Source organism: Zoogloea sp. (assembly GCF_041914405.1).
GTDB lineage: Bacteria > Pseudomonadota > Gammaproteobacteria > Burkholderiales > Rhodocyclaceae > Zoogloea.
The window spans coordinates 144,049-170,057 of the sequence record NZ_JAYSDK010000003.1 but is presented as its reverse complement, the minus strand read 5'-3'; the positions used below and the strand labels follow the sequence as shown (position 1 = coordinate 170,057).

Genomic DNA, 26,009 nt, shown 5'->3' with positions numbered 1-26,009 from the left:
TTTTTTTTTTTTGGTGGTTGGCCGTTCTGTCTGGAGTGGTGTGTGGGGGGGGGGCTATTTCTTGCGCCCTCGGTAGGCTTAACACGCGCCGGGGGCTATTTATTCCCCCCCTACAGGATCAGCTCTCCCCAGGATCAGGCCCCATCTCCCACAAGAAAACTCAGCCCTCTCCTTCCACCGCCAGGGCCGCGATCGGTGCCGCTTCGCGCTGCTTGTGGGTGAGCTGGAAGTAGCCGTAGCCGAGGGCCAGGATCAGCACGAAGACACCGGCCAAGAGCGAGTTGAACCAGGCCACCGTGGCCAGGCAGATCAGCGCGCCGGCCAGCGCGATGGCCGGGAACAGCGGGTAGAACGGGGCCTTGTAGGGCCGGGCCAGGCGCGGCTCGGTGGCGCGCAGCTTGAACAGCGCGGCCATGCTGAGGGCGTACATCAGCAGTGCGCCGAAGACCGACATGGTGACGATGTTGGCGGTGAGGCTCTGGCCGCCGAAGGACAGCCATTCGTCGCTGAAGATTGCCGCGATGCCGACCACGCCGCCGGCGAGGATGGCCCGGTGCGGGGTCTTGAAGCGCGGATGGACCTTGCCGAACCAGCCCGGCAGGTAGCCGGAACGGGCCTGGGCGTAGATCTGGCGGGAGTAGCCGAGGATGATGCCGTGGAAGGAGGCCACTAGCCCGAACAGGCCCAGCCACACCAGCATGTGCAGCCAGCCGCTGGATTCGCCGACCATGGTCTTCATGGCCTGAGGCAGCGGGTCGTTGATGTTGGCGAGCTTGGTCCAGTCGCCCACGCCGCCGGCAAACACCATCACGCTGACCGCCAGCACCACCAGGGTCAGGATGCCGCCGGTGTAGGCGATGGGGATGGAGCGCTTGGGGTCCTTGGCTTCTTCGGCGGCCATGGCCACGCCTTCGATGGCGAGGAAGAACCAGATCGCGAAGGGGATCGCCGCGAAGATGCCGGGGATGGCCGCCAGGGAGAAGCTGTCCGCGCCGCTCCAGCCGCCCTTGGCAAAGTTGTCCATCGAGAAGCCCGGCGCCACCACGCCCATGAAGACCAGCAGCTCGAAGATGGCGAGCAGCGTGACGAACAGCTCGAAGGTGGCGGCGATGGTCACGCCGACGATGTTGAGGCCCATGAAGACAATATAGGCGCCGGTCGCGGCGATCTTCGGGTCGAGGGACGGGAACTGCACGTTGAGGTAGGCGCCGATGGCCAGCGCGATGGCCGGCGGCGCAAACACGAACTCGATCAGCGTGGCCATGCCGGCCAGGTAGCCGCCGGTGGGGCCGAAGGCGTGGTAGCTGTAGGCGAAGGGACCGCCGGCGTGGGGGATGCTGGCGGTCAACTCAGTGAAGCTGAAGATGAAGGTGCCGTACATGATGGCCACCATGATGGTGGTGACCAGGAAGCCGAGGGTGCCGGCCGAGGCCCAGCCGAAGCTCCAGCCGAAGTACTCGCCGGAGATCACCAGCCCGACGGCGATGCCCCACAGCTGCCAGGTGCCGAGGCTCGCCGCCAGCGCGGGCGAGGACTGCTTTGTTGCGCTCATGATTCACTCCTAAGGGGTCGATGGCTGAATCGTGGATCAGCGGGCGGGGTGGCACGTAGCAAGTTTCAGCACCGCAATAGCAAGATTCGGCACGCCTGCAATCCGCCTGCAACACGCTACCCAAAACGCGCACCAGGCCTGTGCCAACCCCTGCTGCGATGCACCAACAGGGGGGCCGGCGGGGCTTTCAATGCGGCCGCAAAAGCCTTGCGCGCTGCGGGCAGCGTCGCCCGACCCGCGCCGGCAAGCCCCTCCGGCAAGGACAGTGCCAGCGGTACGCGGCTTGCTATGCGTTCCCCATGACTCAACCGCAGGACACCCCCATGCCCCCCTTCCCCGCCACCCCGTCCGACCGCGTTCGTCCCCTGCGCCGCGTCACGCGGGCGCGGGATGCGGACGAACAGGCCCACAACCTGTCCCAGTGGGATCAACGCTACGACCAGCTGTCGCCGGGCCACTTCGAGGGCAGCGTCACCGAGCTGTGGCTGCCCAAGACCCAGGTCTTCGTGGAGAGCGCCAACCGTCAGCTGCGCCAGACCTGCGCGGCTTGGCCGCGCTCGGTGTGGTTCGGCATTCCGGCGGCGCGGGACGGCATGATGGCGATGGGCGGCAAGGCCTTGTCATCACACGCGGTGTGCGTGCGCGACGGCGGTGCGGAGTTCGACCTGATCACCGCGCCGGACTTCAACCTGTTCGGGATCGTGGTGGACCGGCTGGCCTTTGCGGATTACCTGGAGGACACCGCCCACCAGGATCTGGACCGCCTGCTGCAGCAGGGCGACGTGCGCAACCTGGCCCCGGGTCACAAGGAGGCCTTGTGCGCGACGCTGGCCGGCATCCTCGCCGACGCGGAGGGGCCGGCGGCCAGCCCGGGCTATACCGCGGAGGAATTGCAGCTGCGCATCTTCGACGCGCTGGCGGCGATGCTCACCGGCCAGCACAGCCAGCCGGCCGCGGCCAGCCGCACGCGCCTGCAGCACCAGCAGCTGGTGGACAAGCTGCGCCAGTACGTACTGACGCACCCGGAGCAGCCGCCGGCGATCCCCGAGCTGTGCGCCCACCTGCACGTCAGCCGGCGGGCACTGCAAAACTGCGTCGAGGACATCACCGGCCTGCCGCCGCTGGCCTACATGCGCAGCCTGCGCCTCAACGAAGTGCGCCGCGAACTACGCTACGGCGAGGGCCGCCGGCCGATCTCCAGCGTCGCCTACGACTGGGGTTTCACCCACATGAGCCAGTTCGCGCGGGATTACAAGCGGATGTTTGGCGAGCTGCCGTCGGAGTCGGTCAGCGGGCGCTGACGACAGCGCGCTGTAAGGGCTGCTTGCTGTGGGGGCGAATTCATTCGCCCGCGGAGGTGAAGCCATCCGATTAGGGCGAATGAATTCGCCCCTACAGAAATTCCCCCGCAGAAATACGCCCCCACGACCTTCATTATGGCCGCGACGGGAAGATGCCTTGGGTAGCCATGAAACACTTCACGACGACATAAGGCTGCATGTTGGACATGGGGCTGCCACCTCCGGCAGAGCTGGTGGTGGTGGTGGCCATTGGTACCGCCGGACCGTTGGTGGTGTAGAGCGTAGTGCGTGCCTTGGAGGCTGGCATCGCCCCGGCCGGCGACACCGCGGTCGCGTCGGAGCCGCTACCCAGCGGTGCCACTTGGTGGGTGTGCGCGGGCATGTTGGCGATGCCGATGGTCTGGTTCTCGGTGCCGCCGGTCTCCCCCTGGTTCCGGTTGCTGAGGCCGGGCCCGAGGCCGGCGTGCATCAGGACGCGGCCGCGCATGTCGGGCAGGCCGAAGGTGACGCGGCCGTCGCCGCCGTAGGTGGTACCGAGCAGGGAGAACAGCGCGGTATTGGTGGCGATCGGTATCAGCTGGCCGTTGAGTTCGGCCCAGCCGTTCGGTGCAAAGTTGAAGCCGGCGCAGCGGATCTCACCGATGAAGGGCTCCACCTGGGCCGAGGCCGCGGTGGCGAAACCACCCAGGCTGGCAACAACGGCGGTGGCGAGGAGGCTGCGGGTCAGTTTTGTCATGATGTTCTCCTTGGACTGGGTCGCCGCTCAACGACGACGGGAACGCGCACGCTGCCAAGCGGCGCCGATCGCGGTGGATACGAGCAACAGGGTGCCCGGCTCAGGCACGGCGTTGCCGCCCTTACGGGTGCGGGCCAGCGTGACGTCGTCCACCGTTACCGGAATGACGCCAGAGCCGTCGCCCACGGTCAGCGTGGCGCTGTTGAAGGTGCTGCCATCGTCGGTGGCGAAACCGAGGAAGAAGGCATAGTCCCCATTGCCGCTGGCCAGATAGTCGGTGGACGAGATGGCCACGGTGGAGCCATTCACGGTGAGGGTAACGGCCCCGGCCTGGAGGTCCAGCAGGTCATGCCCGCCCACCACGTAGAGGCCAAAGCCCCGCACCGGCGACAGGAAGCTGAAGACCAGTTCATCACCGGACTCGAAAGCGCTATCCGGATTGTCCAGGCCGAGGTAGTTGGTGCCGGAAGTGGTCCAGAAGGTATTGCCCACGGTCGGCAGGTTGAAACCGGAGCTGACACTGCCGGCCGTCAGGCCGACGGTGAAGCCGGAGCCAGCGGGTCCGCTGCCCGGCGCGTAGCTGGTGCCGGGCGCGAGGCTGTCGAAGTTCGTCGTGGTGGCGGTGAGGCCAGTGATGGCGGTACTGAAGGTGGCCTGATTCTGATAGGTGCTCAGCGCGGCAACGGCCGGCACGCTGATACCGATCGCCGCGGCAAGTGCCGCGCCGCGCAGGAAGCGGGGCAGGCATCGAGATGGAGCATGGGTACGCATATTCCCTCCTCTGCAGGATTCGGCTTGGCAACCGGGCAGCGATGAGCGGCCGTCAGCGACCAAAGTTGCACACGGTGGTCTGGGCTTTATTGTTCCTTACGCTTTGGTAAATTATTTTCGGCAGGCGCGGCGTGCCCCCCTCCAGCCGCAAGGCCAGGGTTTCGGTGAGCGCCTCGTCGGCGCTGCCCGCTACGTAGCGCACGGCCTGAAAGCCGGGCTGACCGGGCAGGCTGGCGTCTTCCACGTTCATGAGCGGGCGACCATCGGCGCTGTAGGCGGTGACGCCGAGGGGAATGGAGATTTCCCGATCCTGGATGGTGAGGCGCAGTTCGGCCGGCTCCACATCCACCTTGAGGGAACAGTCGTAGCCGCCGGTGCTGCGGCCGACATAGGTGCCCACCGCACAGGAAATACCCAGTTGCTCCTGGCCACCGGTGGTATTGAGGTGCTTGCTGATGCGCTGGAGGCAATCGGAAAGGGCCGGCATGTCGGCGACGGCCACTTTGCGCAGGGCTTGCTCGCTATCGCGCTGATCGGGTGACGAGCCGCCACCGCATCCCGACAGGATGGCAATCAGGCACAACACGATTAACGTCCACCGAAAGCGCACTGCTGTCCCTCTCGCAGGAAAGGCCGGAATGGCAGCCGTCTTGGATACAAAGCACGGTTTGAGGGTGGATTAGCAATTAACCTACCAATTTGGGCTGCTATTTCCAAAAGCTTGATTCATCGAGCTTTTCGCTCCGATTGGTGATGCCGTCAGCAAGAACGCGGCGTGCGCTGTAAAGATTCCCGACAGTCTGCACGGCATCACTGCCGAGCAAAAAAAACGGCGCCTTGCGGCGCCGTTAGGCATGCAGGAAATGCGTTTCTTATTCCGGCACGGCGCGCTGCACGCGGCGCTGGCGCACGGCCTCGGCGAGCACGTCGAGCACAGTGAGGCTGTCTTCCCAGCCGATGCAGGCATCGGTGATGCTCTTGCCGTATTCCAGCTCGACGCCGGGCTTGAGGTCCTGGCGGCCTTCCTTGAGGTGGGACTCGACCATCACGCCGATGATGCGGTCTTCGCCGGCGGCCATCTGGCCGGCCACGTCGCGGGCCACGTCCACCTGGCGCTTGTGCTGCTTGCTGCTGTTGGCGTGGGAGAAGTCGACCATCAGCTTGCCGGTGACGCCGGAGGCGGCCAGCTCCTTGCAGGCCGCGTCGACGCTGGCGGCGTCGTAGTTGGGGCCCTTGCCGCCGCGCAGGATCAGGTGGCAGTCCTCATTGCCGGTGGTGCTGACGATGGCGGAATGGCCGGCCTTGGTGACGGACAGGAAATGGTGCGGCGACTGGGCGGCCTTGATGGCGTCCACGGCGATGCGGATGTTGCCGTCGGTACCGTTCTTGAAGCCCACCGGGCACGAAAGGCCGGAGGCCAGCTCGCGGTGCACCTGGCTCTCGGTGGTGCGCGCACCGATGGCGCCCCAGGCGATGAGGTCGGCCACGTATTGCGGCGTGATCATGTCGAGGAACTCAGTGGCGGCCGGCAGGCCGAGGTCGTTCACGTCGGACAGCAGCTTGCGGGCGATGCGCAGGCCGTCGTTGATGCGGAAGCTGCCGTCGAGCTGCGGGTCGTTGATGAGGCCCTTCCAGCCCACGGTGGTGCGGGGCTTCTCGAAGTAGACGCGCATCACCACCAGCAGGTCGTTCTTGAGGCGCTCGGCCTCCGCCTTCAGGCGATGGGCGTATTCCATCGCCGCGGCGGTGTCGTGGATCGAACAGGGGCCGATGACCACCAGCAGGCGGTCGTCGGCACCGAACAGGATGCGATGGATCGCGCTACGTGCCGCATAAGCCGTTTCCGCTGCCGTGGGCGAAGCGGGGAATTCCCGCAGCACATGGGCGGGCGGGGCGAGTTCCTTGATCTCTTTGATCCGGACGTCGTCGATATGGGCTTTCGAGGCGGAATGCATGGTGAATCCTGTCGGCTGCTTGATATGAACCGTCGATTCTAGCCGATGCACCCGCCCGGAAGCCATGGTGGCCTTACAGCATGACCTGGGTGCCCAGCTCCACCACCTGATTGGCCGGCAGCTTGAAGTAGCTGGCGGCGCCTTCCGACTGGCGCATCATCCAGGCGAACAGGCCGCAGCGCCAGCGCGGCATGGCCCCCGGGCCGTCCACGATGCGGGCGCGGGCGACGAAGTAGGTGGTGGTCATCTCCTCCAGTTCGAGGTCGTACTTCGCAGCCAAAGCCAGCGCCGCCGGCAGGTCCGGCTCCTCGCGGAAACCGAAGCGCGCGTCCACGTTGTAGAGGCCCGGCGCCAGCTGGGTGACCGTCACCCGCTCGGCGTCGTCCACCCGCGGAATGCCTTCGTTCACCACGTGCAGGAAGATGATCCGCTCGTGCATCACCTTGTAGTGCTTGAGGTTGTGGAACAGCGCGCTGGGCACCAGGCTCGGTTCCGACGTGAGGTACACCGCGGTGCCAAAGACCCGCGGCACGTCGGGCAGCGGGCCGCGCACGAAGCCGGCCATCGGCACGTCGATCTTGCAGCGCTGGTTGGCGAGCAGGCGGCTGCCCTCCTTCCAGGTGGTGAGCATCAGGAAGATCGCCGCGCCGAGGGCCATCGGCATCCAGCCGCCTTCGCCGAGCTTGGTGAGGTTGGAGCTGAAGAACAGCAGCTCAAGGGCACCAAACAAGGCCAGCGCGGCGAGCAGGCCGACGCGGATGCGGCCTTCGGCCATCAGCAGAATGAAGGCCGTAAGCAGCGTGGTGATGATCATCGTGCCCGACACGGCGATGCCGTAGGCCGCCGCCAGCGCGCCGGAGGAGCGGAACTGCAGCACCAGCACGATGACCGCCACCAGCATCAGCCAATTGACGCTGGGGATGTAGATCTGGCCTTTCTCGGTGTCGGAGGTGTGCAGGATGCGCAGGCGTGGCAGGTAGCCAAGCCGACCGGCCTGCAGGGTCATGGAATAGGCGCCGGTGATGGTGGCCTGCGACGCGATCACCGTGGCGATGGTGGCGAGGCCCACCAGCGGCAGCAGGAACCAGTCCGGCGCGAGCAGGTAGAAGGGGTTCTCGATGGCCACCGGGGAGCGCAGCACCAGCGCTCCCTGGCCGAAATAGTTGAGCACCAGCGACGGCCACACAAGGCCATACCAGGCGAGGCGCACCGGCCGCGCACCGAAGTGGCCCATGTCGGCGTACAAGGCCTCGCCGCCGGTCAGCGACAGGAACACCGCCGACAGCAGGATGAAGGCGGTGTGCGGCCGCTCGATGGCGAACTGGAGGGCGTAGCGCGGATCGATAGCGCGCAGCACTTCGGGCGTCTGCAGGATGCTGCCGACACCGAGAGCGCCGAGGGCCAGGAACCACAGCACGGTGATCGGCCCGAAGAACTGCCCAACCCGGCCGGTGCCGTGCTTCTGGATCATGAACAGGCCGACCAGGATGCCGACGGTGATCGGCACCACGTAGTGCTCGAACTGCGGCGTGGCGACGCTGAGGCCTTCCACAGCCGACAGCACCGAGATCGCCGGGGTGATGATCGCGTCGCCATAGAACAGCGCCGCGGCGAAGATGCCGCCGCCGACGGCGAGCATGGCCCAGCGCGGCCGGTGGGAAACCCGCTGGGCCAGCGCGGTGAGGGCCAGCACGCCGCCCTCCCCTTCGTTGTCGAAGCGCAGCACGACCCACACGTACTTGATCGACACGATCAACAGGCCGGCCCAGAAGAAGGCCGACAACGCAGCCAGCACATTGACCTCGGAGGGGTCGATGCCGTGGGGGCCGGTGAAGGCTTCCTTGAAGGCATATAGCGGGCTGGTGCCGATGTCGCCATAGACCACGCCCAGCGCGGCAAGGGCGAGGCCGACCAGGCCGGAACGGGAATGACTGTCGGATTGGCTCATGCAGGACTCCAGAAGGACTGATGCGACGGCTGCGAGTTTCAGAGCTGGAAGCGGTAACCCACTCCCGTTTCGGTCAGGAAGTGACGGGGCTGGGCCGGGTCGCTCTCCAGCTTGTGGCGCAGGTGCCCGACATAGATTCGCAGGTAATGGTTACTGTCACTGGAGGCCGTGCCCCACACCTCGCGCAGCAGCTGGCGATGGGTCATCACCTGGCCGGCGTGGGCGATCAGCACAGCGAGCAGGCGGTATTCGATGGGGGTCAGCTTGACCGCCTCGCCCTGGCGGCTGACCAGGCGGCGGGAGAAATCCACTTCCACGTCGCCGAAGCTGACCTGCGCCAACTCGGCATCGGCATTGACGCGCCCGCGCCGCAGCAGCGCCCGCACGCGGGCCTGCAGTTCGCCGATGGAAAACGGCTTGGTCAGGTAGTCGTCGGCGCCGGCGTCGAGGACGTCGATCTTGTCGTGCTCGGTGGAACGGGCCGACAGCACCAGCACCGGCGCGGACGACCAGCTGCGGAAATCCTGCACGAAGTGGGCGCCGTCGGTGTCCGGCAGGCCCAGGTCGAGGATCACCAGGTCGGGCCGGCAATGGCCTGCCTCGATCAACGCCTGCCGGCAACTATCGGCTTCGCGCACACGACAGCCTTCGGACTCCAGCGCCGAGCGCACAACACGGCGGATCTGGCGTTCGTCCTCGACGACCAGGATCTGCGGGCCGCTCATGGCAACACTCCGGACTCCAGCGCTTCCACGTCGATCGCCGGCGGTGTGCCGAGGGGCAGCGTGAAGGCCACGCAGCCGCCTCCTTTAGGCGGATTGAAAGCGCGGATGGTGCCACCGTGGGCCTCGACGATGCTGCGGCAGATCGCCAGGCCGACGCCCATGCCGGCCACCGGGCCTTCGCTGCCGCCCCGCTCGAACAGCTCGAAGACCTGCTCCAGGCGGTCCGGCGGAAAGCCGTCGCCGCTGCTCCTCACCTGCACTTCGAGCAGGTCGGCGCCGGCGCGGGCGCTGACCTGGACCGGCGTATCCGGTGGTGCGTATTTGGCGGCGTTCTCGAACAGGTTGCAGAAGACCCGTTCCAGCAGCACTGCGTCGAACTGCACCAGCGGCAGCTCGCCGAGGCCGCTGGTGCGCACCGGATGGCGGGCCATCGCAGGGCCGAGCAGCTGCAAGCTGGAGCCGACCACCTCCTCGATGGACTGCCACTCCTTGCGCAGGCTGACGCGGCCACTCTGCAACCGGGCCATGTCGAGCAACTTGTCCACCATGCCATTGACGCGCAGCGCCTGCTCGCGGATTGCCGCCGCCAGCTCGCACGCCTCGTCCGGCAATGGCTGGCGCAGCATTGCCAGGGAGTCGGCCATGCCGTAGAGGGCGGTCAGCGGCGTGCGCACGTCGTGGGACAGGGCTGACAGGATGGAACTGCGCAGTCGCTCGGACTCCGCCTCCAGCTGCGCCGACTGAGCCGCCGCCACAAAGTGCAGGCGCTCCACCGCGGTCGCCGCCAGCGAGGTGAGCGCCTCAAGCAGTGGCAACTCGTCGGTCGCATCCTCGGCCAGCGAGACGATCAGCACGCCACACACCTCGCCGGCCCCGGCCAGCGGCAGGAAATGGCGGCGGCGTCCGGGCCGCTCGGACGCCCCCGACTCAATGACGCGGCCGCTGTCGAGCACCATGCGGCCGATCTGCATGTCCAGCGTGCCCAACGCGCCGGCCTCCAGGCTTTCCGCGCGTGGCGTGCCGTCGGCATCGGGCAGAAGCAGCCAGGCGCCGGCCCCCAATTGCCTGCCGATGAAATCCCGCAGCGCCCGGTCCACCTCGCCTGGCTGGCGCGCCCCCGCCAGGCGCTTGGCGAGGTCGTACAAGGCCCGGGTAATACGCTCCCGGCGGCCCGCATCGAAGGCCTGCCGCTGCTGGCCGGCGGTGAGCTGGCCGATCAGCAGCGACACCGCCAGCATCACCAGGAAGGTCACCAGATACTGGCCGTGGCTGATCGCCAGCGAGAAACGCGGCGGCACGAAGAAGAAATCGAACAGCGCCACACAGGCGAGGGACGCCACCACCGCCGGTCCGCGCCCGAGGCGGCTGGCCACCAGCACGACGGCCAGCAGGAAGATCATCACCGCATTGGCCAGGTCGAGCACGTCGCGCAGCGGCAACGCCACGCCCAGCGCCAGCACGCAGGCGAGCAAGGCCAGCAGGTAACGAAAGCGGACCGATTGCGACTCGAACAGCAGGCGGTTCAAGGGGACGGGCATGGAGCGCGGCGCCGGTCGGGACGCCCGAGGGGAAGACGGTACAAATTGTTGCACCGCCCACGTAAAAAAGGCGTAAACGCGCAGCCGGCAAAACCGGGGCTGTTTGGATATACTGTATTTTTATACACAAACAACCCGATGAAGCCTGTTCCACCCCGCGGTCGCGGCAGCCGCCTGAACCCGGACAACCGCTTCGCTGCCTGGCGGCGCGACGGTTTCGACGACGGCTGGGAGGGCTCCGCTGACGCAGCCGACGATACGGACCCGCCCAAGGGGCCGCCAACGACGCTGATCCTCGACCAGGCCAGGTCGGTGATCACGCGCAACAGTTCGCCGGACGTGCCCTTAAACCAGTCGGTCAATCCGTACAAGGGCTGCGAGCATGGCTGTGCGTATTGCTTTGCGCGGCCGAGCCACGCCTACCTGGGCTTGTCGCCGGGGCTGGATTTCGAGACCAAGATTGCCTGGAAGCCCGACGCGCCGGCCGTGCTGCGCCGCGAGCTGGCTGCCCCCGGCTACCGCTGTGAGCCGATCGCGCTGGGCATCAACACCGACGGCTGGCAGCCGGTGGAGCGCCGCCTTGGCCTGACCCGCCAGTTGCTGGAGATCCTCGCCGAGACGCGCCACCCGGTGTCCATCGTCACCAAGTCGGCGCTGATCGAGCGCGATCTGGATCTGCTCGCCGACATGGCGCGGGACGACTTGGTGCACGTGATGTTCTCGATCACCACCCTCGACCCGGCCCTGGCCCGCAAGCTGGAACCCCGCGCCGCAACGCCAGCCCGGCGCCTGGCGGCGATGGGACGCCTGCATGCAGCCGGCGTGCCGGTCGGCACGCTGTTCGCGCCGCTGATCCCGGCCATCAACGACCACGAGCTGGAAGCGGTAATGGAAGCCGCCCACGGGGCCGGCACCGACACGGCAGCTTATTCACTGCTGCGCCTGCCCTACGAATTGAAAGATCTGTTCGCCGACTGGCTGGACAGCCATTTCCCGGATCGGGCTCGGCACGTGATGAGCCTGCTGCGCCAGTTGCGCGGCGGCGAGTTGTACGACAAGCGCTTTGGCCACCGCATGCGCGGCCAGGGCGTCTTCGCCGATCTCTACAGCCAACGCATGCAGCGGCTGGCCGAAAGGCTCGGGCTCAACCGTTCACGGCGACGCCTCAACACGGCAGCTTTCCGCCCACCGGCACGGCCCGGCGACGACCGTCAGTTAGCGCTTTTCTGAATGGGGGATAAAGCGAGACTCAGCGCCGGATGCGCCCGCCCCAGCCTATGCCGCCGTAGCCGCGCCAGCCCGGGTAGCCGGGCGGATAGGCGTAGGGATAAGGCCAGAACGGGTCCCAGTAGGGTTGGGGTTGCGACTGGCGGCGGTAGCGTTCGGCCTCGGCCTTCGCCTTGTCGAGGGCGGCGGCCTGCTCGGTGTCGCGGCGCACCTTGTCGGCGGTAGCCTGATCGCGGGCCCAGCGTTCCTGGGCTGCGGTGATCGCATCGAGCACTTCGGGCGCCACGCCCTGCTCGCGCAGGCGGATCGCCTCGGACGGGTTGAGGGCATGGCGGGTGCCGGTGCGCGTGATGGTTTCCAGCAACGTTGCGGTCGGCACGCCGGCACGGGACTGGCGCAGGATCTCGTCGAGGCTCAGGGGCGCATCCGGGCGGGCCGCCTCCAGGCGTGCCAGTTCGGCCGGATCGAGACGCTGGATGGCCTGCGGCGAGGACGACGGCGTCGCGCAGGCGCCGAGCAGCCCCGTGGTCGCTGCGAGCGCCACCACCCGCAGCCGGGCCAGCACCCAATCACGCATCGCGGGCCAACTTTTCATACAGGCCGACAACCAGGTCCATCTGCTCGAGGATGCGTTCGCTGGTGGTCCCGACCGCCTCCGCCGCCTTCTTCTGGTCGGCGGCATCGTTGAGGCCCAGCGCGTTGCGGAAGAAGAACCACTGCTGCTCCACCAGCGCCAGTTCGGTCTTGAGCTGCGGCGTGTTCTGCGGGCTGGCCTTCAGCGTCTCATGGGCCTTGGTAAACTCCTTGACCGCCGCATCCAGCATCTCGCCGGCGGGGCCCGTATTAACGCCGAGCTGGCGGAAAAAATAGGCCTTGGCCATGCGCTGGGACAGCATGCGCTGACGGCCAGCGAGGTTCACCAACTGGCCGGCCGGCGAGCCGACGCTCTTCTCGTAGGCCAGTGTCAGCTTGTGGGCGGCTGCCAGCACCGCCTCGCTGCCGTTCCACACAGCCTTGGGATCGCTGCGCAGGTCGTTGAGCAGTGGCCGGTAGCGGGCCCACTCCTGCTCCAGCTGCTGCACGGCGCCCCGCACTTCATCGCTCGGCTGGATGGCCTTCAGCTCGGTCATCTGCAGGTCAAAGAGCTGCACCGAGCGGCTGAGCAGGATGCCGGCCCGGTCGGGTTGCACCCCGAGCACGCGCATCAGCCAGGCCTTGGCCGTGCGCTGGGACAGCATGCGCTGGCGCCCCGCCTTGTTGATGACCGCCGCGAGGGCGGAGCCGCCAGCGGCATCCGGAGAAACAGGCGCTGACAGGGCGCCCGTCATCGCCACACAACCGCAAGCACCGGCCAGGGCCAGGAAGCGCCTACGCTGCATACGCTCAGCCGCCGGTGCCGCCGACGGTCAGGCCGTCGATGCGCAGGGTCGGCTGGCCGACGCCGACCGGCACGCTCTGGCCGTCCTTGCCGCAGGTGCCGACGCCCGGATCAAGAGCCAGGTCGTTGCCGATCATCGACACGCGGGTCAGGCAGTCTGGACCATTGCCGATCAGCGTGGCGCCCTTCACCGGGCGAGTGACCTTGCCGTCCTCGATCAGGTAGCACTCGGAAGTGGAGAAGACGAACTTGCCGGAGGTGATGTCTACCTGGCCGCCGCCGAAGTTGGCGGCGTAGAGGCCGTTCTTCACCGAGGCGATGATCTCCGCCGGCTCGTGCTGGCCGGCCAGCATGATGGTGTTGGTCATGCGCGGCAGCGGCAGGTGGGCGAAGGATTCGCGGCGGCCGTTGCCGGTGGGCGCGACGCCCATCAGGCGGGCGTTGAGCATGTCCTGCATGTAACCGGTGAGGATGCCGTCCTCGATCAGCACGGTGCGCTGGGTCGGGTTGCCCTCGTCGTCGATGGTCAGGGAGCCGCGGCGGTCCCGCAGCGTGCCGTCGTCCACCACGGTAACGCCCTTGGCCGCCACCTGCTGGCCGATGCGACCGCTGAAGGCCGAGCTTTCCTTGCGGTTGAAGTCGCCTTCCAGGCCGTGGCCGATGGCTTCGTGGAGCAGGATGCCGGGCCAGCCGTTGCCGAGCACGACCGTCATGGAGCCGGCCGGTGCCGGGCCGGCGCCGAGATTGACGCGCGCCTGATGCACCGCCGCCTTGGCGAAGCCGGACAGCACGTCATCGCTGAAGTAGCCGTAGTCGTAGCGCCCGCCACCACCGCTGGAGCCCTGCTCGCGGCGGCCGTTCTCTTCCATGATGACCGACACCGACACCCGCACCAGCGGGCGTACGTCGGCGGCCAGGTGGCCATCGCTGCGCGCCACCAGCACCACCTCCCAGGAGCCGACCAGGCTGGCCATCACTTCCTTGACGCGCGGATCCTCGGCGCGGGCCATCGCCTCGAGACGCTCGAGCAGCTTGACCTTGGTCACGTCGTCGAGGGAATCGTGGGGATTGTCGGCGCGGTAGAGGGCCAGCGGTGGCTTCTTGACGGCCTCGATCTTGTGGGTCTTGCGGCGGCCGCTGTCGGCGATCGCACGGGTCGCGTCGGCGGCTGCCTTGAGGGCCTTCAGGCTGATGTCGTCGGAGTAGGCGAAGGCGGTCTTCTCGCCGGTGATGGCGCGCACGCCGACGCCCTGCTCGATGTTGAAGCTGCCCGACTTGACGATACCCTCCTCCAGACTCCATGCCTCGGAGCGGTGGTACTGGAAGTACAGGTCGGCGTAGTCGAGCTTGTGGCGGAACAGCTTGCCAAAGACCTTGTCGAGATCCTCGAAGTCCAGGTCGTAGGGCTTCAGCAGCAGCTTGCTGGCCAGCTTGAGGGGATTGGGCGGGGGATTCTGGCTCATGGTCTCTCGGGGAAAATGAGTGTTCTTCGGGTCAGCCGATCTTGCGGTGCTGCAGGGCCGGCAGGCTGGCGCGGACATCGGCGATGCGCGCCGGGTCGAGGTCGGCGACGACCACGCCGGGACCTTCCGGCAGGCGGGCGAGCACTTCGCCCCACGGGTCGATGATCATGCTGTCACCCCAGGTACGCCGACCGCTGGGGTGCTTGCCGCCCTGGGCGCTGGCCAGCACGTAGCACTGGTTCTCCACGGCACGGGCGCGCAGCAGCATTTCCCAGTGGGCCTTCCCGGTAGTGTAGGTGAAGGCCGCCGGCAGGACGATCAGGTCAACGGTGCCCATCGCGCGGAAAAACTCGGGAAAGCGCAGGTCGTAGCAGATCGACAGGCCGACGCGGCCGCAGGGCCCTTCAAAGCTGACCACCTCATTGCCGGCCTCGATGGTGGCGGACTCGTCGTAGTACTCGTCGCCCTTGCGGAAACCGAACAGGTGGATCTTGTCGTAGCGGGCCACGCGCCGCCCCTCGTCGTCGTAGACCAGGGTGGAATTCTTGACCTTGTCGGGGACCGAGGCCTCCATCGGGCAGGAGCCGCCAATCAGCCACACCTTGTGCTGGCGGGCGGTCTCGCGCAGGAAGGCCTGGATCGGGCCACTGCCGTCATCCTGCTCGCGAATGCGTACCTTGGCCGTTTCATCGGCGGTGATCAGCGGGAAATACTCGGGCAGCGCGACGAGTTGGGCGCCGGCCGCGGCCGCCTCGGCGATCAGGCGCCCGGCTTCGGCCAGGTTGGCGTCCACGTCGGGGCCGGAGACCATCTGTACGCTGGCAATGCGGCAAAGCGGTTGTGTCATGGGCGTCTCCTCGCGGACGGATTAGGGAGGTGTGGCAAGCGGCCGGACCGCCAGCTTGTCGACCTTGGGATCGGACCAACTGCCGGTCACCCCGTACTCGAAGCTGAACAGCTTCTCGACTGGATCGCGCAGGACTTTCTGGACCAGGTAAGTAGCCAGCCCGATCGCCGGATGGATCGCGCCAGTGGTGGCGATGGCTGAGCCGACCGCGATCGACTCGGACAGGGTGGGTTGCACCTTGACTCGCAGGTTCTGCGTCTCCCGCACCGAATCGGCTTCGCCGCTCATGTACACGCGGGCCGCGGGGCCGAACAAATCGAGATCATCGGTGCGCAGCACACCGTTATTCATCTGGATGCTACCGGAAATGCGGTCGAAGGCGAATCCTTCGGAAAACACGTCGCGGAAATCCAGCGTGATGCGGCGCGGCAGCGACTGCAGGCTGAGCACCCCGAGCAGACGTCCGACGCCGGGCTCGAGCTGGGTGAACTGGCCACTTTCCACATTGACCTGCAGCTTGCCGCCCAGGCTCGGAAAGTGGATGGCGGTGGGCGCCCCGCGCCAGGACACGTCCCCTTCCAGCTGAGCCTTGCCGCGCTTGACCGCTTCCGGATAGCCGAGGCGGCTCAACATCTTTTCCACACTGCTCACGTCGAGCTTGAAGTTGAGACGGGTCTCCTCCCGACTGCCGGGGCGCCAGCTGCCGTCGCCGGTCAGGCTGCCATCCGGATTGACGATGCTGAGCTGCTCCAGGCGCCAGGTGTCGCCCCGGTTGGCGGCCTTCAGTTCGAGCTTGCCGAGGGGATGGCCGCGCAGCACGAAGCTGTCGGCGCTGACGTCCAGGCCAGGCAGCTCGGACAGGCGCTCCTCGTCGGCGCGGGAAGCGGCATCGGTCGCCGCATCCTTGCCACTCGCCGTGCCGATAGCCAGCTGCTTGAAGCGCCCCTGCAGGCGACCACGCCCCTGGTCGCGCCAGATCACGTCGCCGCTGGCCTCGCGGCTCGTCAGCCGGGCCTGCCAGCCGCCCTCCTCCATCACCGCGCGCAGGCTCACGTCGTTGAGGCGCTGGCCGAGCAGGCGCAGTTCGCCGGCCCGCAGGGCCAAGCCGGACAGCGGGAAGCCGTTGTTGTCCTGGCTGCCGTTGGCCGGCTTGCCTGCCGACTTGCCGGCCAGCGCCTTGCGCCACGCGTCGGCATCCAGGCGGTCGGCGGTGGCGGACACCAGCACCCCCTTGTCACCCAGGCGCACCGGCTCGTTGAGGGCCATGCCGCCGCGCACTACCACAGTACGATTGCCGTCACGGCGGCGCTGGAACTGGGCCTGGAAGGCCTGGCCGGCGGCCAGCTTGAGGGTGTCGCCACCCGGCGTGCCATTGACCGCGGGGTTGGCGAGCATCTCGAAACGGAAGGGCAGTACCGAAGCCGCCGACTTGTTGAGCGGATCCGGCAGGCTGGAACTGACGCCCTGCAGGCCCGTATCCAGCACGAAGACCAGCCCGCCCTGCTTCGGCACAGTGATCGCCCCCTTCCACGCGGCGGAGCCGGACAGGTGGTCGAGCAGCGGCAGGTCCAGCTCGCGCCGCAGGGCCTGTGCGCTGAGGGTGCCCTGGGCATTGATCAGCACGCTGCCGTCGGTGCGGCTGCCGCCGGCGACGCTGACCGGATCGCCGAGCACGCGGGCGGTGCCGCTCCGGATCTGCAGCTGGCTCTCGGTGAAGGACAGCCGCCCGCTGGCCTCGGTAAACACTGGCACGGCCGGATCGACCTGCAACTGGTTATGAGTGAACTGGTATTCACCCTTGACCCGCGAGTTCTCCATCTTCTGCAGCGGCAGGCTCAGGTGGAGGTCGAGGCTGCCGTTGCCGTCAGCGCGGAAGGGGTCGGTGAAATGGTTGATCTTGCCGGCGATCGGGCTCTCGGAAAGGAAACGCAGGAAATCCTGGGTCGGCCCGCTGGCAATACCGCGGATGCCCAGCACCTCATTGGTCTCGAAATCCGGCAGCACCACCGCCACGTCCTTCAGTTCGACGCCGAAAATGTGGGCCCGCTGGGCCTTCACGGTCATACCAGGCCCTTCGAAGATCAGCTCGCCGGTGATGCCATCGATCTTCGGCCAGCCCGGCGCGTACTCCAGGCGGCCGTCGGCAACCCTTGAGGTGACGCGGAACGTGCCATCCTTCGGATTACGGAACGGGAATTTGGCCAGGTCTCCCTTCAGGACCAGCCGCGTGTCCAGCGCCTTGCCACCCGTCAGGCCGTGCTGCAACCACTCCCGGGCGTCCTTGTTCACCACGCTGGGCATGTAGCGCCACACCGCGGTGCTCTCGGCTTCCGACAGGCGCGCCTGCAGGTCGATCTCCCCCAGCGTGTTCGGGGTCGCCCGATAACGGCCAGAGGCGGTACCGCGGGCATCCTTGTTGGCGAAGCTGACCTTGCCCAGGCTCACCTCCAGCACGCCGCCGGGGTGGCTCCAGGCCCCCTCGGCCGCCAGCTCGGAAAAGGCCAGCCGCGGCTCCGGAAAGACCTGCGGCAGATCGACCGCCGCCTCCTTGCCGCCCAACGTGAAGCGGCCGCCGCGGTCGTTGCCCTCGACACGCCCGGATAGCCCGGCAAACCCCGGCCAGGTGCCCACCGGCGCGATGCCCAGGCGGCTGAAGGCGGCATCCAGCGCATAGGTGGCGACGGGCTCGCCGTCGGCACCGCCGCTCCACTTCACGTTGAGCGGCGCCACCGTGCCGCTCGGTGCCAGTTCGGCCAGGCGCTTGCGCAGGTCTTCGTCGAGGGGCAGCCGGCCGGCCAGGCCCGACAAGGCCGCCAGATCCAGCTGGTTGGCGACGAACTCGCCCTTGCTGGGCGTGCCGCCGCGGCGCTCCTGCAGGCGCAGGAAGAAATCGGTCGGCGCCACCACCAGGCCATCGCGGGTCTGCAAGGACAGGCGCCGGGCACTGGCCTCGATGACGCCCTTGTCGTTGCGGAAGCGCAGCCGGCCTTCGGCGCGGGCCAGCAGAATATCCTCGAGATCCTTGCCAAGGCGGGCGCGGGCGTCGCGCAGCGCGAAGTCGGCGGTCAGCGCGGTGAACCGGCCCGTGGAAAAATCCAGCCAGGCACGCACGCCGCCGGCTCCGTCCACATCGAGGGGGTAATCAACCCACTGCCGCCATGCACCGAGATCTGCGTAATCGAGGCCGGCGTAGAGTTCGCCGCTCCAGCTGTCGAGACGGGCCGGATCGCGGCCGCGCAGTTCGCCACGGACATCGAGGGTTGCGGCGAGCGCTGCCGGCGGCTGGGCAACCAGGCCGAAGCGATGGCTGGCACCGTGGTTTTCCAGGCGGAAGGACAACTTGTCGAGGCTCAGCGGCTCGGCACCGCGCAGCGCGTCGGACCACTCCACCCGCGCGTTGCGGATCACGATCTCGCGCTGGTCGAGCAGCCAGGCCGGGAAATCGCTGGGTTCGCCCGCCCCATTGACCTGCAGCCCGGCCACGAAGATGCGCCCGTCGGCAAGGCGCCGGATGGCCAGCTCGGGGGCCTGGATCTCAAGGCGATACAGGCGCAGGCGCATGAACAGCAGCGACGACCAGCCCACTTCGGTGTCCACCCGGTCGAGGCTCAGGGCCGGCTGGCCGGCCTTGTCCTTGATGACCAGCCCGCCCAGCTGCAGGTGGGGATGCAGGCCACGCCAGTCGGCGGACAGGCTGCCGATATCCACCGGCAGGCCGAGGGAGCGGGACAACAGCTGGGCGATCTCGCCGCGGTAGGCCGGCACCATCGGCATCACCACATGGCGCATGCCCAGAAAACCCAGCCCGCCGACGAAATAGACGACCAGCCCGACGCCCACCAGCCGGCGCACGCACAGGCTGGGCAGATGCAGCAGCGACCAGCGCAGGAACTTACGCGCGCGCAGCACAATCACCGGCAGCAGACGGGGCCGATGCGGGCACATGCCGGAAGGCGATACCTACGGCGTCAGGCTTGACGAAAATCAGTCCGGCAGACATAACTCGGGGCGAACATAAACAGTCCCGCATTCTATCAATCGGCCCCGCCCATGTCCGAAGCAAACATCATTCTTCCCGCCCCCGTCGAGACGGCCCTCGCCAGCTCCCGCTTCCTGCGCCGCCAGCTGGACAGCCGCCCGTGGCTGGCCGGGCAACTGGCCGCCAGTATCGGCGCCCCCCTCGATGCCACCGCGCTGCGGGATTACCTGCGCGCCGAGAAGGTGGACGACAACAACCTGAAGACGGTGCTCCGCAAGCTGCGGGCCTGGGTGATCTGCCATGTCCTGGTGCGCGACATCGCGCGCCTGGCCGACCTGACAGAAGTCACCGAGACGATGACCCTGCTCGCCGACATCGCCGTCGAGACCGCCCACGACGTGCTGCGCGACCAGCTGGTGGCCCGCCATGGCATGCCGGTATCAGCGGACGGCCGCGAGCAGGAGTTCATCATCATTGGCATGGGCAAGCTGGGCGGCCGCGAACTCAACGTGTCCTCCGACATCGACCTGATCTTCGTCTACCCCGAAGACGGCGCCACCGCCGGGCCGAAGGTCATCGACAACTTCGAGTTCTTCACCAAGCTCGGCCGCGGCGTGATCCAGGCCCTCAACGACCTCACAGGGGACGGTCAGGTCTTCCGCGTGGACATGCGCCTGCGCCCCAACGGCGACTCCGGCCCGCTGGTGGCCAGCTTCGACATGCTGGAAAACTACTTCATCACTCAAGGCCGCGAGTGGGAACGCTATGCCTGGATCAAGGCCCGCGTGATGACCGGCATCCGCGGCGCCGAGCTGTCGGCGATCGCCCGCCCCTTCATCTTCCGCAAATACCTGGACTTCGGCGCCATCAACGCGATGCGCGACCTGCACGCGCAGATCCGCCGCGAGGTGGCCCGCAAGGACATGGCCAACAACGTCAAGCTGGGCCCCGGCGGCATCCGCGAGATCGAGTTCCTGGCCCAGGTATTCCAGCTGATCCGCGGCGGCCGCGACAGCGCGCTGCAGATCAAGCCGACCCTCAAGGTACTCGACCGCCTCGCCGAGCGCGGCATCATCGCCCGCCAGGCAGAGCGCGAGCTGGCCGCCGCCTACGACTTCCTGCGCCGCCTGGAGCACCGCCTGCAATACCTGGACGACGCCCAGACTCATAACCTGCCGGCCAGCCCGGAAGACCAGGCGATCATCGCGCGGGCGATGGGCTTCGCCTCCTACGAGGCCATGCTGGTGGAACTGGACGACCACCGGGAAGTGGTCGGCCGCCACTTCAATGGCGTCTTCGGCGACCCCACCGAGGCCGGCCACGACCTCGACACCCTGTGGTCCACCGCCTGCGACGAGGCACGCAGCAGCGAGGAATTCCAGCGCCTCGGCTACCCCGACCCGGCCGCCGCCGCGCGCCGCCTGTCCGCAGTGCGCAGCGGCAACCGCTACCAGCAGATGCCACCGTCGATCAAGATGCGCTTCGATCCGCTGATCCCGCGGGTCATCGAGGCCGCCGCCGAAACCGCCGACCCGAACGCCACCTTCGAACGCCTGCTCGACATGCTCGACGCGATCAGCCGGCGCGGCTCCTACCTGGCCCTGCTGCAGCAGTATCCGCAGACCCTGCACAAGGTCGCCGAGCTGGTCAGCGCCTCCTTGTGGGCGGCCCAGTTCCTCAATCGCCACCCGCTGCTCCTCGACGAAGCCCTCGACCCGCGCATCCTCGAGGAAGAACTCGACCTGCCGGCCTTCCGCGCCGACCTGGCCCGCCAGCTCGACGAGATCGAGCCGGACATGGAGCGCCAGATGGACCTGATGCGCGAGCAGCACCACGCCCAGGTATTCCGCCTGCTCACCAAGGACATCGCCGGCAAGCTGACCGTCGAACGCCACGCCGACTTCCTGTCGGCGCTGGCCGACATCATCGTGGACCTGACGATCACCATGTGCTGGCGCAAGATCAAGACCCGCCACCGGGACGACCCGAAGTTCGCGGTACTGGCCTACGGCAAGCTGGGCGGCAAGGAGCTGGGCTACGCCTCCGACCTGGACATGGTCTTCGTCCATGACGACGACGCCCCCGAGGCCGCCGAGGTTTACACCCGCCTCGGGCAGCGCACCAATACCTGGCTATCCGCCCAGACCCCGGCCGGCCAGCTCTTCGAGACCGACCTGCGCCTGCGCCCCAACGGCGACTCCGGTCTGATGGTGGTGTCCCTCGAGGCCTTCCGCCAGTACCAACTGGAAAACGCCTGGGTGTGGGAACACCAGGCCCTGACACGGGCCCGCTTCTGCGCCGGCGACCGGGAGATCGGCCGCAAATTCGAGGAAATCCGCATCGAGGTGCTGCGTCAGCCCCGCGATCTGGCCAAGCTGCGCGAGGAAGTGCTGGCGATGCGCCAGCGCATGGCGGACGCCCACACCCACAAATCGGACCTGTTCGATCTCAAGCACGACCGCGGTGGCCTGATCGACGTGGAATTCATCGTGCAGTACCTGGTCCTCGGTTACGCCCATCAGCACGCCAGCCTGACCGGCAACCTGGGCAACATCGCGCTGCTGAAAATGGCCGGCGAACTGGGCCTGATCCCGGCTGACCAGGCTGCCACGGTGGCCGACAGCTACCGGGAATACCGCCGCCTGCAGCACGGCCAGCGCCTCAACAATCAGGTCTCGCGGGTAGACCAGGCGCTGGTAGCGGAACAGGCCGCCGGCGTGCGGGCCCTGTGGAACCGGGTCTTCGGCGACACGCTGGACTGAGGACCGCTGGCAATGGAGCAGGCGCCGACGATCCTCTTCGGCGCCTTCGATCGCCACAACTTCGGCGACCTGCTGTTTCCGCACATCGCCACGGCGCTGCTGCCCGATGTCGAACCGCTCTGCGCCGGCCTCGCCGAGCGGGACTTGCGCGCCTTCGGCGGGCACCGGGTACGGGGGCTGGTCGAACTCGCTATCGAGTACGGCGCCCGGCCGCTGAACCTGATCCACGTCGGTGGCGAAGTGTTGAGCTGCGGAGCCTGGCCGGCCGCGCTGATGCTTCAGACCACAGCCGACGCCGGCCCGCTGATCGCCCGCTACGACCAGCATCCTGAACATCGCCGCGCATGGGCTCACCAACAGATCGGACGGCCCGACCAGGCGCCCTACTGCGCCGCCCCCGGCCTGTTCCCCGCCGCACGGGTGGTCTACGCCGGTGTCGGTGGCGTGAGCCTGGACCAGGCCGAGCCAGCGTTACGCAGTGAAGTCCTTGCCAAACTGGCCGCGGCCCACGCGGTCGGCGTGCGCGACCAGGTCACCCTCGCCCATCTCCAGGCAGCGGGAATTTCAGCGGAGCTTGTGCCCGACCCGGCGGTGCTGGTCGCCGAACTGTTCGGTGAGACGATCCGCCGCCACCAGCACAACGACGCAATTGCCGAGATCCTTCGCCATTTCCCGAACGGCTATCTGGCCGTGCAATTCAGCGCCGACTTCGGCGACGACGCGACGCTGGCGGGCATCGCCAGCCAGCTGACCCTGCTCGCCAACACCCGCGGCCTGGGCATCGCGCTATTCCGCGCCGGCGCTGCGCCATGGCACGACGACCTGGATTGCCTGGACCGCCTGGCCCACCGGCTTGGCCCGCATGCCCGGGTCTTCACGTCGCTCCATCTGTGGGACATCTGCGCGCTGATCGCCGCCAGCCATGGCTTCTGCGGCAGCAGCCTGCACGGCCGCATCGTCGCCACCGCGTGGGCCCTGCCGCGGCTCAACGTCGCACGATGCGGTGAGGGCGCCAAGCAGGCCGCCTGGGCAGCCACGTGGGAAGCGCCAGGCTTGCCCGGCGTCGTGGGCATTGGCGACATCGCCGCCGGCCTGGCGCGGGCGCTGGATATTCCGGCCTGCACACGCGAACGCCTGGCGCGGGAGCTGGCCCGGCGCTATCGCGAAGACTGGACCGCGCTCCTGCAGCTGGCCGCCATCCCCCTCCTGTGGGGGTGAATTCATTCGCCCGCGGACTTCGGGGAACCGACTGAGGGCGAATGAATTCGCCCCCACAAAATCGCCGCCCCAAAACAGTCGGCCCCACAAAGCAGCGGCATCGCAATCCGGCTTCGCCCCACCTCCGGGCCAGCCACCTGATGGCCAGCCAGCCGTCAGGCCGGCCGGTCCTTCAAGCGCTCAAGCCTTGCCGCGCGTATCCAGCCACACGTCGAGACCCTGTGCGTTGAGCTCCACGTCCAACGCCAGGATGCGTCGCCACTCGGCTTCCGGCACCGTCCAGCCCTGGCGTTGCGCTTCCTCACCGACCAGCGTCCAGATGTCCGCCTCGATCGCCGTCTTGCGGCCGGCGCCGGCCGCCACGTGACGCTCGGCGATGGCGACGTGGGCGTCGATCAGGCGATGCAGGTCGGCGGCCAGGCGCGGCACGTCCTGCACCTGGGCGTAGTGAGTCAAGTACATGGCGGTCGGCTGTTCGGCTTCCATGCGGGCGATGGACGCATGCATCGCGTCCGGCTCGAACTGCACCGGCGTGGTGGTCGGGAAGATGCTCGGCCGGCCGGCCACGTCGAAAGCCCGATAGGACAGGCCGAAGGTATCACCGGTGAAGAAGGCACGGCTGGCGGTATCGAAGTAACAGACGTGGTGGCGGGCATGGCCCGGCGTGTCGAAGACGCGGATCTTGCGCCCGGCCAGGTCGAGCTCCAGCCCATCGGTGGCCTCGATGACGCGCTCTGCCGGCACCGGCACCAGCTCGCCGTACAGCTCCTTGGCGCGCTCCGGCCCATACACCGCCGACACGCCGGCAAACAGTTTGGAGGGCTCGATCATGTGCCGCGCGCCACGGGGATGGACCACCAGCTTCGCGTTGGGAAAGGCCTGCATGAAGGCCCCGGCGCCACCGGCATGATCCAGGTGGATATGGGTCAGCAGCACGTAGTCGACGGCCTCCGGCGTCAGCCCGGTTTCGGCCAGCGCGGCCAGCACATGGTGCAGGGATTCGTTGTTGCCGGTGTCCACCAGCGCCGCCCGGCCGCCCTCCTCGATGAGATGGATCGCCGCCACGTCCGGCCCCGTATAGCCCGAATCCACCGCGTAGATACCGTTGCCGAAATCAATCAAGCCGTGCATGAAAATTCCTTTAAATAAACCGTGATTTTGTCCACAGGAAGGACTTAAATAGGAGTTGCCTTCCATCGAAGACCGTATCTGACGACGACCGTCCGGCCTCCCGCAACATCGGTGGAAAGCCAGCAGGAGAACGCCATCATGTTGACACTGCAAGACTGCATCGAGCTCTCTGACCTGAGCGAAGACGAAATCCTGGCCATTGCCGAACACGAACATGTGCCCGAGATGCTCGCCGTGGAGATGGGCTGCTATCTATGCCACTCTCCCGAAGGCGACCGCCGCATCCGCCACATGATCGCCGACGACATCAAGCATTCCCGTGAAAAGGGTGACGAGGAACACACCGCAGAACTGCGCTCGGTGCTCAAGCACTACATCAACGAGCACCACGGGACCGCATAGGCCGCCATTCTGGGGTCGCCTCGCATGAAGCGGGTTGGCATAATCAGCCAACCCGTTTTCATTTTCAGCCCAAATGGCGATTCTCCGATGCAACAAGTGCGGCCATGTGGCCGAAGCATCCACCGACCGGATCGGGACATCGATCGAATGCCCCGCGTGCGCCAATCCGGTCCCGGTCTACGACACCGTGCTCTTCGTACGGAAAGTGCTCCAGCAGTATTTCGCCCAGCAGGATGAGATAAAGCGCCTGCGCGCCACCGGGCAACCCGCCGCCGCAACGCCCCGCGGCGCGGACGCGGCCCCTCTTGCCACCCTCGACATTCACAATACGGACCACCTGGCCAGCGAAGAATGGCACCGGCAGATCGTGAGCTGGTTTCAGCGTCGCCAGATTCAGGTCCGCCCAAGCCTGGATGCGGTCAATACCACCAGCTTCTTTGACGAGATCGCCGTCGAGATCGGCGACAACTACGCCCTCCTGGGCGAGGTGGTCGAAAAGATCCGCTGGGGCCAGCAGAAGGACGTTCCCCATTTCAGCCTCAAGCTCGGCGAACGCAGCCAGAAGGATGGGCAAGCCATCAATGCCTTCTGCAAGCGCCTCTACGAGCACACCTTTCTTGCCAAGTACTTCTATCAGAAGCAGGACAAGATCGGGCGCGCCACCATCCAGTCGGTGCCGGCCATCCGCAGCTTCTTTGCCGGAGAATGGCTGGAGTGGTACGCACTGATGAAACTCCTCGCCCTATTCCAGCAGAAGGCGCGGCCTTTCTCGTGCACCCGCAATCTGTCCGTCGTTTTCCCGAACGAAGACCTGCACGAACTCGATGTGTTCTTCCTGGTCGATGACAACACGCCCGTCTGCATCGAATGCAAGACCGGCGAGTTCCGCCAGGACATCGACAAGTACCTCAAGCTGAGGAAGCGCCTGGGCATCGACCGCAGCCAGTTCATCCTGTGCTGCACGGGCCTCACCGACGAGCAGGCCGCAGGCCTGTCGGGCATGTATGAGCTGACTTTCACCAGCCCCACCGGACTGGCCACACATATTGCAAAGCTGTTCTGACCTGCACCGCCGG

General features: G+C 67.2%; 20 protein-coding genes. 6 read left to right on the top strand and 14 right to left on the bottom strand.

The window, feature by feature from the left end; genetic code table 11:
* Positions 1 to 160: 160 nt before the first annotated feature.
* Positions 161 to 1,552, bottom strand: a complete 1,392-nt coding sequence (gene eat / locus ACE3RX_RS03080) for an ethanolamine permease (protein WP_374480199.1) — start codon at positions 1,550 to 1,552, stop codon at positions 161 to 163.
* A gap of 323 nt (positions 1,553 to 1,875) precedes the next feature.
* Between eat and ACE3RX_RS03075 the strand changes: the two genes are divergently transcribed.
* On the top strand, positions 1,876 to 2,853 hold the full coding sequence (locus ACE3RX_RS03075) for a helix-turn-helix domain-containing protein (protein ID WP_374480197.1): 978 nt from the start codon (positions 1,876 to 1,878) through the stop codon (positions 2,851 to 2,853).
* A 133-nt stretch (positions 2,854 to 2,986) separates the two neighbouring features.
* Here the strand turns inward: ACE3RX_RS03075 and ACE3RX_RS03070 are convergent, their stop codons facing one another.
* The 7 genes from ACE3RX_RS03070 to ACE3RX_RS03040 all read right to left on the bottom strand — a co-directional run bounded on the left by ACE3RX_RS03070 (position 2,987) and on the right by ACE3RX_RS03040 (position 10,526).
* Complete coding sequence (locus ACE3RX_RS03070; RefSeq protein ID WP_374480195.1) at positions 2,987 to 3,589, bottom strand: phage tail protein; 603 nt, start codon at positions 3,587 to 3,589, stop codon at positions 2,987 to 2,989.
* Between the two features lie 27 nt (positions 3,590 to 3,616).
* Positions 3,617 to 4,360 (bottom strand): PEP-CTERM sorting domain-containing protein, encoded by a 744-nt coding sequence (locus tag ACE3RX_RS03065; RefSeq protein WP_374480193.1) that lies wholly within the window; start codon positions 4,358 to 4,360, stop codon positions 3,617 to 3,619.
* 52 nt (positions 4,361 to 4,412) lie between these two features.
* Positions 4,413 to 4,946: a hypothetical protein gene (locus ACE3RX_RS03060; protein WP_374480191.1), complete on the bottom strand. Its 534-nt coding sequence runs from the start codon at positions 4,944 to 4,946 to the stop codon at positions 4,413 to 4,415.
* Positions 4,947 to 5,232: 286 nt separating this feature from the next.
* The gene (gene aroG, locus ACE3RX_RS03055) at positions 5,233 to 6,315 is read right to left on the bottom strand and encodes a 3-deoxy-7-phosphoheptulonate synthase AroG (RefSeq protein WP_374480189.1); all 1,083 of its coding nucleotides are present in this window, start codon (positions 6,313 to 6,315) and stop codon (positions 5,233 to 5,235) included.
* 73 nt (positions 6,316 to 6,388) lie between these two features.
* Positions 6,389 to 8,263 (bottom strand): potassium transporter Kup, encoded by a 1,875-nt coding sequence (locus ACE3RX_RS03050; RefSeq protein ID WP_374480187.1) that lies wholly within the window; start codon positions 8,261 to 8,263, stop codon positions 6,389 to 6,391.
* Between the two features lie 38 nt (positions 8,264 to 8,301).
* Entirely contained in the window at positions 8,302 to 8,988 is a 687-nt protein-coding gene (locus tag ACE3RX_RS03045) for a response regulator (protein WP_374480185.1), read from the bottom strand.
* Positions 8,985 to 10,526, bottom strand: a complete 1,542-nt coding sequence (locus ACE3RX_RS03040) for a DUF4118 domain-containing protein (RefSeq protein ID WP_374480183.1) — start codon at positions 10,524 to 10,526, stop codon at positions 8,985 to 8,987. Before ACE3RX_RS03040 ends, ACE3RX_RS03045 begins: the two co-directional genes overlap by 4 nt.
* Positions 10,527 to 10,664: 138 nt before the next feature.
* Here ACE3RX_RS03040 and ACE3RX_RS03035 point away from each other — a divergent pair, with 138 nt between their 5' ends.
* Complete coding sequence (locus ACE3RX_RS03035; protein WP_374480181.1) at positions 10,665 to 11,756, top strand: PA0069 family radical SAM protein; 1,092 nt, start codon at positions 10,665 to 10,667, stop codon at positions 11,754 to 11,756.
* A 19-nt stretch (positions 11,757 to 11,775) separates the two neighbouring features.
* On the opposite strand, the gene ACE3RX_RS03030 is transcribed toward ACE3RX_RS03035, so the two are convergent.
* Genes ACE3RX_RS03030 through ACE3RX_RS03010 form a run of 5 tightly spaced genes read right to left on the bottom strand, consistent with a single transcriptional unit; the run spans position 11,776 to position 19,386 of the window.
* Entirely contained in the window at positions 11,776 to 12,348 is a 573-nt protein-coding gene (locus ACE3RX_RS03030; RefSeq protein WP_374480179.1) for a hypothetical protein, read from the bottom strand.
* Positions 12,323 to 13,132, bottom strand: coding sequence for a type IV pili methyl-accepting chemotaxis transducer N-terminal domain-containing protein (locus ACE3RX_RS03025; RefSeq protein WP_374480177.1), 810 nt, complete (start codon positions 13,130 to 13,132; stop codon positions 12,323 to 12,325). Before ACE3RX_RS03025 ends, ACE3RX_RS03030 begins: the two co-directional genes overlap by 26 nt.
* Before the next feature lie 4 nt (positions 13,133 to 13,136).
* Complete coding sequence (gene tldD / locus ACE3RX_RS03020) at positions 13,137 to 14,594, bottom strand: metalloprotease TldD (protein ID WP_374480175.1); 1,458 nt, start codon at positions 14,592 to 14,594, stop codon at positions 13,137 to 13,139.
* Positions 14,595 to 14,625: 31 nt separating this feature from the next.
* Complete coding sequence (locus ACE3RX_RS03015; protein ID WP_374480173.1) at positions 14,626 to 15,441, bottom strand: carbon-nitrogen hydrolase family protein; 816 nt, start codon at positions 15,439 to 15,441, stop codon at positions 14,626 to 14,628.
* A 21-nt stretch (positions 15,442 to 15,462) separates the two neighbouring features.
* Positions 15,463 to 19,386 (bottom strand): YhdP family protein, encoded by a 3,924-nt coding sequence (locus ACE3RX_RS03010; RefSeq protein ID WP_374480171.1) that lies wholly within the window; start codon positions 19,384 to 19,386, stop codon positions 15,463 to 15,465.
* Between the two features lie 105 nt (positions 19,387 to 19,491).
* Between ACE3RX_RS03010 and glnE the strand changes: the two genes are divergently transcribed.
* Both glnE and ACE3RX_RS03000 read left to right on the top strand, forming a co-directional pair.
* Positions 19,492 to 22,182 carry a bifunctional [glutamate--ammonia ligase]-adenylyl-L-tyrosine phosphorylase/[glutamate--ammonia-ligase] adenylyltransferase gene (gene glnE / locus ACE3RX_RS03005; protein ID WP_374480169.1) on the top strand — a complete coding sequence of 897 codons (2,691 nt, stop codon included), beginning with the start codon at positions 19,492 to 19,494 and terminating at the stop codon, positions 22,180 to 22,182.
* Positions 22,183 to 22,194: 12 nt separating this feature from the next.
* Positions 22,195 to 23,400, top strand: coding sequence for a polysaccharide pyruvyl transferase family protein (locus ACE3RX_RS03000; protein ID WP_374480167.1), 1,206 nt, complete (start codon positions 22,195 to 22,197; stop codon positions 23,398 to 23,400).
* Between the two features lie 180 nt (positions 23,401 to 23,580).
* Here ACE3RX_RS03000 and ACE3RX_RS02995 read toward each other — a convergent pair whose 3' ends face one another.
* Positions 23,581 to 24,531: an MBL fold metallo-hydrolase gene (locus ACE3RX_RS02995; protein WP_374480165.1), complete on the bottom strand. Its 951-nt coding sequence runs from the start codon at positions 24,529 to 24,531 to the stop codon at positions 23,581 to 23,583.
* 138 nt (positions 24,532 to 24,669) lie between these two features.
* Here ACE3RX_RS02995 and ACE3RX_RS02990 point away from each other — a divergent pair, with 138 nt between their 5' ends.
* Together ACE3RX_RS02990 and ACE3RX_RS02985 are read left to right on the top strand one after the other, a co-directional pair.
* The gene (locus ACE3RX_RS02990; RefSeq protein WP_374480163.1) at positions 24,670 to 24,933 is read left to right on the top strand and encodes a hypothetical protein; all 264 of its coding nucleotides are present in this window, start codon (positions 24,670 to 24,672) and stop codon (positions 24,931 to 24,933) included.
* A gap of 73 nt (positions 24,934 to 25,006) precedes the next feature.
* Positions 25,007 to 25,996 (top strand): hypothetical protein, encoded by a 990-nt coding sequence (locus ACE3RX_RS02985; RefSeq protein ID WP_374480161.1) that lies wholly within the window; start codon positions 25,007 to 25,009, stop codon positions 25,994 to 25,996.
* Positions 25,997 to 26,009: the final 13 nt, after the last annotated feature.